Below are 6937 nucleotides of genomic sequence, written 5' to 3'. Positions count from 1 at the left end.
ACCCCGCGAGCCCGGCATGATCCAAACGAGAGGCCCTAGGGGGCGAAGGCCGTCAGGTCGCCCCGGCGCGGCGCCGCGAAGCCCTCCAGGTCGGCCCGGGTCAGACCGGTGAGCCGGGCCACCTCGGCGATGTCGAGCGCGCCGCAGTCCAGGCCGCGCAGCAGGTAGCCGCCGAGCGCCTTGGCGGTGGCGGGCTCGTCCATCACGTCGCCGCCGGTGCGGTCGACGTAGCGGGCGAGGCGGGCGGCCGCCTGCTCGAAGCCCTCGCGGTAGAAGGCGAAGACGGCGGCGTAGCGGGTGGGGATGTGTCCGGGGTGCATGTCCCAGCCCTGGTAGTAGGCGCGGGCCAGGGCGCGGCGGGTGAGGCCGTAGTGCAGGCGCCAGGCGTCGTGGACCTTCTCGGTCGGGCCGACCGGCAGCACGTTGGTGGAACCGTCCGACACCCTGACGCCGGTACCGGCCGCCGCGACCTGCATGATCGCCTTGGCGTGGTCGGCGGCCGGGTGGTCGCCGGCCTGGTAGGCGGCGGAGACGCCGAGGCAGGCGCTGTAGTCGAAGGTGCCGTAGTGCAGTCCGGTGGCGCGGCCTTCGGCGGCCTGGATCATGCGGGCGACGGTGGCGGTGCCGTCGGTGGCGAGGATGGACTGGCTGGTCTCGATCTGTATCTCGAAGCCGATCCGGCCGGGTTCGAGGCCGCGCGCCTTCTCGAAGGCTTCGAGGAGCCGGACCATCGCGGTGACCTGTTCGGGGTAGGTGACCTTCGGCAGGGTCAGCACGAGCCCCCCGGGCAGGCCGCCGGCCTCCGCCAGACCGGTGAGGAAGATGTCGAGGGTGCGGATGCCCCGGTCCCGTACGGCGGCTTCCATGCACTTCATGCGGATGCCCATGTACGGGGCCGCCGTGCCCCCCGCGTACGCCTCGGCGATCAGCCGGGCGGCGCGGGCGGCCGCCGCGTCCTCCTCGGCGTCCGGGCGCGGGCCGTAGCCGTCCTCGAAGTCGACGCGCAGGTCCTCGACGGGTTCGCGCTCCAGCTTGGCGCGGACGCGGGAGTACACCGGCTCGGCGAGCTCGTCGGCGAGGCCCAGGACCGCGGCGAAGGAGGCGGCGTCCGGGGCGTGTTCGTCGAGGGCGGCGAGGGCCCGGTCGCCCCAGGAGCGGATGGTGTCGGCGGCGAAGACGTCCCCGGGGACGTACACGGTGTGGACGGGCTGACGGGTGCCGGGGTCTCCGGGGTAGCGGCGCTCCAGCTCGGCGTCGACCGGCGCGAGGGAGGCGCTGATCTCCTCACTGACGGCGCCCGCGAGGCTCGTCGCCGGATTCTCCTGGCCCTGACCCATCCCACACCCTCCATATTTCCGCTCTACGGAATCAACAATCCGTTGAATGAAGTTATCCGGGGACCTTCGGACCGGTCAACACCATGTCCATGGAGTGTCCATGGAGGGCCACTCCGTCATCTCGCCATGTTCACGCCCATCTCATGACGCGGTATGACACTTCCGTTCACACGACTCGCCCGGCCGTTCCACCGAAGGAGCCTCTGTGCCGAACCACAGCCGAGTCACGCGCCGCATGGGCCTCAAGGCCGCCCTCGCCACGGCGGTCACCCTGCCCCTCTCCAGTACAGCACTGACCTCCCCGTCCGCCTCGGCGGAGGAACACCGGCCGCACCGTCTGCAGGTCATGTCCTTCAACCTCCGCTTCGCCGCCACCGCCGAGCCCAACAGCTGGGCCGTCCGCAGACCGGTGATGCACGCGCTGCTGCGCCGCGCGCACCCCCATGTCATCGGCACCCAGGAAGGCCTCTACCAGCAGCTCCGCGACATCGACTCCGACCTCGGATCGCACTACGACTGGATCGGGACCGGCCGGGAGGGCGGCAGCCGCGACGAGTCCGCCGCGATCTTCTACGACAGCCGGCGGCTGGCCCCGGTCGAGCACTACACCTTCTGGCTCTCCGACACCCCCGAGGTGATCCGCTCGAACACCTGGGGCGCCGCGTTCCCCCGGATCGTCACCTGGGTCCGCTTCCGTGATCTGCGCGACGACGGACGGGAGTTCTACGTCCTCAACACGCACTTCGACCACAGGAGCCAGTACGCGCGGCTGCGTAGCGCCGCCCTGATCGGGCAGCGGATCGCAGGCCTCGACCGCTCCCTGCCGGTCGTGGTGACCGGTGACTTCAACGTCGCCGCGCACGGGAACCCGGTCTACGAGGCGATGCTGGGCGCGGGTCTCGTCGACACCTGGGACGCCGCCGCCGTACGCGGCCCGCTGTACGGCACCTTCCACGGCTACAAGCCGCTCGTCCCGGACGGCGACCGCATCGACTGGATCCTGGCCACACCCGGGGTCACGGCCGAGCGGGCGACGATCAACACCTTCTCCAGGGACGGCCAGTTCCCCAGCGACCACCTGCCCGTGCAGGCGTCACTGACCCTGGGATGAGCCGAGGCCCCCGTGACCGGAGCGGTCACGGGGGCCTCGTACAGCCTGGCGGGGGTCAGCCCTTGCGGGACTTGACCTCCTCGGTGAGCTGCGGGACGACGTCGAAGAGGTCGCCGACCACGCCGTAGTCGACCAGGTCGAAGATCGGGGCCTCGGAGTCCTTGTTGATCGCCACGATCGTCTTCGAGGTCTGCATGCCGGCACGGTGCTGGATCGCGCCGGAGATGCCGGAGGCGATGTACAGCTGCGGCGAGACCGACTTGCCGGTCTGGCCGACCTGGTTGGTGTGCGGGTACCAGCCGGCGTCCACCGCGGCACGCGAGGCGCCGACGGCCGCGCCGAGGGAGTCGGCGAGGGCCTCGATGATCGCGAAGTTCTCGGCACCGTTGACACCACGGCCGCCGGAGACCACGATCGCGGCCTCGGTCAGCTCCGGGCGGCCCGTCGACTCGCGCGCGGTACGGCCGGTGACCTTGGTGCCGGTCGCCTTCTCGGAGAAGGAGACGGCCAGGGCCTCGACCGCGCCGGCGGCCGGGGCGGCCTCGACGGCGGCCGAGTTCGGCTTGACCGTGATGACCGGGGTGCCCTTGATGACGAGGGACTTGGTGGTGAAGGACGCGGCGAACACCGACTGGGTGGCCACGGGGCCCTCGTCGCCGGCCTCCAGGTCGACGGCGTCGGTGATGATGCCGGAGCCGACGCGCAGCGCCAGACGGGCGGCGATCTCCTTGCCCTCCGCGGAGGACGGGACCAGCACGGCGGCCGGGGAGACGGCCTCGTAGGCGGCCTGCAGCGCGTCGACCTTCGGGACGACCAGGTAGTCGGCGTACTCGGACGCGTCGTGGGTGAGGACCTTCACGGCGCCGTGCTCGGCGAGCGCGGCGGCGGTGTCGGCGGCGCCGTTGCCCAGCGCGACGGCGACGGGCTCGCCGATGCGGCGGGCGAGGGTCAGCAGCTCCAGGGTGGGCTTGCGGACGGCACCGTCCACGTGGTCGACGTAGACGAGGACTTCAGCCATGGGATTGCTCTCCTGCGTAACGAAGTTGAGGGGCGGTCAGCGGGTGCGAGCCTTAGATGAACTTCTGGCTCGCGAGGAACTCAGCGAGCTGCTTGCCGCCCTCGCCCTCGTCCTTGACGATGGTGCCGGCCGTGCGGGCCGGGCGCTCGGCCGCGGCGTCGACCTTGGTCCAGGCGCCGTCGAGGCCGACCTCCTCGGCGTCGATGTCCAGGTCGGACAGGTCCCAGGACTCCACCGGCTTCTTCTTGGCCGCCATGATGCCCTTGAAGGACGGGTAACGCGCCTCGCCCGACTGGTCGGTGACGGACACGACCGCCGGGAGCTGGGCCTCCAGCTGCTCAGAGGCGGCGTCGCCGTCGCGGCGGCCCTTGACCGTGCCGTCCTCGACGGAGACCTCGGAGAGCAGGGTGACCTGCGGGACGCCCAGACGCTCGGCGAGCAGCGCGGGGACCACACCGGCGGTGCCGTCGGTGGAGGCCATGCCGGAGACGACCAGGTCGAAGCCGGCCTTCTCGATGGCCTTGGCCAGCACCAGCGAGGTGCCGATGATGTCGGTGCCGTGCAGGTCGTCGTCCTCGACGTGGATGGCCTTGTCGGCACCCATCGAGAGGGCCTTGCGCAGCGCGTCCTTGGCGTCCTCCGGGCCGACCGTCAGCACGGTGACCTCGGCGTCGTCAGCATCCTCGGCGATCTGCAGCGCCTGCTCGACCGCATACTCGTCGAGTTCGGAGAGCAGACCGTCCACGTCGTCGCGGTCGACGGTCAGGTCATCGGCGAAGTGCCGGTCGCCAGTGGCGTCGGGCACGTACTTCACAGTGACAACGATCCTCAAGCTCACGCCGGCTCTCCTACTGCATCGTCATTTCTGGGCTGCCTCTTGCAGGCAGCATAGGCGCCTGAAGCGGCCGATCCCGGTCGGGGCGTCCGCGCGCTCCGAACGAAATATTACTCGTCAGTACACCCAGTTCGTTCCCGCTAAGCAAGCGCTTTGAACTGTGACCTTCGCAACGCAGCGTAACCGGTACTCGACCACTCCGCAGGACGGACGTGCGGTGATCAATCCCGCAGACCGCTGAACCGACCCTGGTGATAGAGGAGCGGGCGGCCGGTGCCCGCGGGATCGCCCAGGACGACCTCGGCCAGCACGAGGCGATGGTCGCCGGCGGGCACGCGGGCGACGATCCGGCACACCAGCCAGACCAGGACGTCGTCCAGCACGGGGACCCCCTCGGGCCCCTCCCGCCAGGCAGTGGGCGCCCCGAAGCGGTCGGCGCCGCTGCGGGCGAACGTCGCGGCCAGTTCCCGCTGGTGCTCGCCGAGTATGTGGACGCCGATGTGGTCGGTCGTCGCCACGGCGGGCCAGCTGGAGGCGCCGGTGCCGATGGCGAAGGAGAGCATCGGGGGCTCCGCGGAGACGGAGCTGAGGGAGGTGGCGGTGAAGCCGACCGGCCCCAGGTCGCCGCGGGCGGTGATCACCGCGACACCCGCGGCATGCCGCCGGAAGGCGGAGCGCAGCAGATCGGGCGAGGCGAGTTGGAAGGCGCCGACGTCGGGCGTGGCCGTCATGGAGTTGTCCTTCTGCGGGAGGGGGCCCGAGGGTCCCCGGGTGGAGCGGGGCCGAGAGGGGAGGATCCGTTGCCGCTCAACAGCTCGGACAGCGCGCGCTCGCGTACCGGACCAGGTCGACGTGGGCCCGCCCGAAGAGAAGGAGTTCCGTAGGCATGGGGTCAGGCTGACGATAGGTGGTACACGCAGTCAAGTACGTACCGGTATCTGGGAGATGCCTCACCTTGATCGGCACGACCGTCAGACCGCCTCTCCGAGTGCCGCGATGACGTCGGCCCGGCGCGGCTGTCCGGTGGCGCGCCGCACCACCCGGCCGTCCGCGTCGAGGACCAGCACGGTGGGCGTCTTCAGGATCTCCAGATCGCGTACGAGGTCCAGGTGCTCCTCGGCGTCGATGTCGACGTACGCGACGCCGGGGACCATCGCGGCCACCTCCCCGAGCACGCGCCGGGTCGCCCGGCACGGGGCGCAGAAGGCGCTGGAGAACTGTACGAGCGTGGCGCGTTCGCCGAGCGCGCCACCCAACTCGGCCGCCCCGAGCCGCTTCCCGTCGTTCCGCCCGCGCACCCGAACGCTCCCTTTCCGTCCACCTGTTCCGGTATCTCTGATATCTCCGATATCTGCGATATCCCTGACACCTCCGGCAAATCCGGTATCTCCACAACAGCGTTCACGCGCCCGCGAAGATTCCCGCATCCCCGACGAGTTTCCCCTGCGGAGCGCTCGACCCGGACATCGGCTCATGGGCGACTGATGGGCGACTCATGAGCCGCGGCAGCCACGCGCCGTACACGGTCCGCGAGTTGTCCCTGCTCGCCCGGGCGCATCACAGTACGTACGTAGTAAGGACGTCTTAAAAGACCAAGGTGGGTCGTAGGCCGACGTGACGAGGATCTCGCCGAACCGCGGCACCAGGACTGGCTACCCGTCCGTTCTTCGGGCACGATCTGCGAGACGCCGTAAACCTACGGCTGCGTAACTTTCCCGCCGGGAGACCCCTTTCCCAGGCAGAGCAGAAAGGGTCCACCGCCCCCATGGCAGAGCTGGTCTACCGTCCCGTCGTCGGTCTCGCCCTGACGATGTTCAAGGCCTGGGACCTCAAGATCGACTGCAAGGGCTCGGAGAACATCCCACGCTCGGGCGGCGCCGTGCTGGTGAGCAATCACATCAGCTACCTGGACTTCATCTTCAACGGTCTGGCGGCCCTCCCGCAGAAGCGCCTGGTGCGCTTCATGGCCAAGGAGTCGGTCTTCCGCCACAGGATCTCCGGCCCGCTGATGCGCGGGATGAAGCACATCCCGGTGGACCGCAACCAGGGCGAGGCGGCGTACGCCCACGCGCTGGACTCCCTGAAGTCCGGCGAGGTCATCGGCGTCTTCCCGGAGGCCACGATCTCGCAGTCCTTCACCCTCAAGAGCTTCAAGTCGGGTGCGGCGCGCCTCGCGCAGGAGGCGGGCGTGCCGCTCGTCCCGATGGCGGTGTGGGGCACGCAGCGACTGTGGACCAAGGGGCACCCGCGCAACTTCAAGCGCAGCCACACCCCGATCACCATCCGCGTCGGCGAGGCGCTCGAAGCCTCCCGCGAGCAGTACGCGGGCGCGATCACGCGCCGGCTGCGCGAGCGCGTCCAGGACCTTCTGGACACGGCCCAGCGTTCCTACCCCGCGCGCCCCAAGGGCCCGGAGGACTCCTGGTGGCTGCCGGCCCACATGGGCGGTACGGCCCCGACCCAGGAGGAACTGCGCGCGGCTGAGGCCCGCTGACACCCTCGACCGACGCAGGCTGGTGCCCACCGCCTGCGACGGGGTGCTGCCCGCCGGCGCGGTGCGTCGACTCGCGGCGCCCGGCGGCCACTTCACCGAACTGAAGCAACCGCCCGACCCGGGACGACGGCGTGCGCGACTC

7 protein-coding genes are annotated in these 6937 nt (G+C 70.4%); 2 read left to right on the top strand and 5 right to left on the bottom strand.

Features of this window, described 5'->3' with window-relative positions:
* Positions 1 to 35 precede the first annotated feature (35 nt).
* Positions 36 to 1337, bottom strand: coding sequence for a DUF6986 family protein (locus IPZ69_RS45940; protein WP_235460877.1), 1302 nt, complete (start codon positions 1335 to 1337; stop codon positions 36 to 38).
* A 205-nt stretch (positions 1338 to 1542) separates the two neighbouring features.
* Here IPZ69_RS45940 and IPZ69_RS45935 point away from each other — a divergent pair, with 205 nt between their 5' ends.
* The gene (locus tag IPZ69_RS45935) at positions 1543 to 2448 is read left to right on the top strand and encodes an endonuclease/exonuclease/phosphatase family protein (RefSeq protein WP_235460876.1); all 906 of its coding nucleotides are present in this window, start codon (positions 1543 to 1545) and stop codon (positions 2446 to 2448) included.
* Between the two features lie 55 nt (positions 2449 to 2503).
* Here IPZ69_RS45935 and IPZ69_RS45930 read toward each other — a convergent pair whose 3' ends face one another.
* The 4 genes from IPZ69_RS45930 to IPZ69_RS45915 all read right to left on the bottom strand — a co-directional run bounded on the left by IPZ69_RS45930 (position 2504) and on the right by IPZ69_RS45915 (position 5728).
* The gene (locus IPZ69_RS45930) at positions 2504 to 3466 is read right to left on the bottom strand and encodes an electron transfer flavoprotein subunit alpha/FixB family protein (protein WP_235460875.1); all 963 of its coding nucleotides are present in this window, start codon (positions 3464 to 3466) and stop codon (positions 2504 to 2506) included.
* A gap of 52 nt (positions 3467 to 3518) precedes the next feature.
* On the bottom strand, positions 3519 to 4304 hold the full coding sequence (locus IPZ69_RS45925; protein WP_235460874.1) for an electron transfer flavoprotein subunit beta/FixA family protein: 786 nt from the start codon (positions 4302 to 4304) through the stop codon (positions 3519 to 3521).
* 218 nt (positions 4305 to 4522) lie between these two features.
* Complete coding sequence (locus IPZ69_RS45920; protein WP_235460873.1) at positions 4523 to 5032, bottom strand: flavin reductase family protein; 510 nt, start codon at positions 5030 to 5032, stop codon at positions 4523 to 4525.
* A 240-nt stretch (positions 5033 to 5272) separates the two neighbouring features.
* Complete coding sequence (locus IPZ69_RS45915) at positions 5273 to 5728, bottom strand: TlpA family protein disulfide reductase (RefSeq protein ID WP_374296225.1); 456 nt, start codon at positions 5726 to 5728, stop codon at positions 5273 to 5275.
* A gap of 338 nt (positions 5729 to 6066) precedes the next feature.
* Between IPZ69_RS45915 and IPZ69_RS45910 the strand changes: the two genes are divergently transcribed.
* Positions 6067 to 6795 carry a lysophospholipid acyltransferase family protein gene (locus IPZ69_RS45910; protein WP_235460872.1) on the top strand — a complete coding sequence of 243 codons (729 nt, stop codon included), beginning with the start codon at positions 6067 to 6069 and terminating at the stop codon, positions 6793 to 6795.
* The last annotated feature ends 142 nt before the right edge of the window (positions 6796 to 6937 follow it).

This window comes from Streptomyces olivochromogenes, assembly GCF_021538895.1.
GTDB classification, from domain to species: Bacteria; Actinomycetota; Actinomycetes; order Streptomycetales; family Streptomycetaceae; genus Streptomyces; species Streptomyces olivochromogenes_A.
Note: the sequence above shows the minus strand (reverse complement) of the source record. Positions and strands in the feature narration are given on the sequence as shown.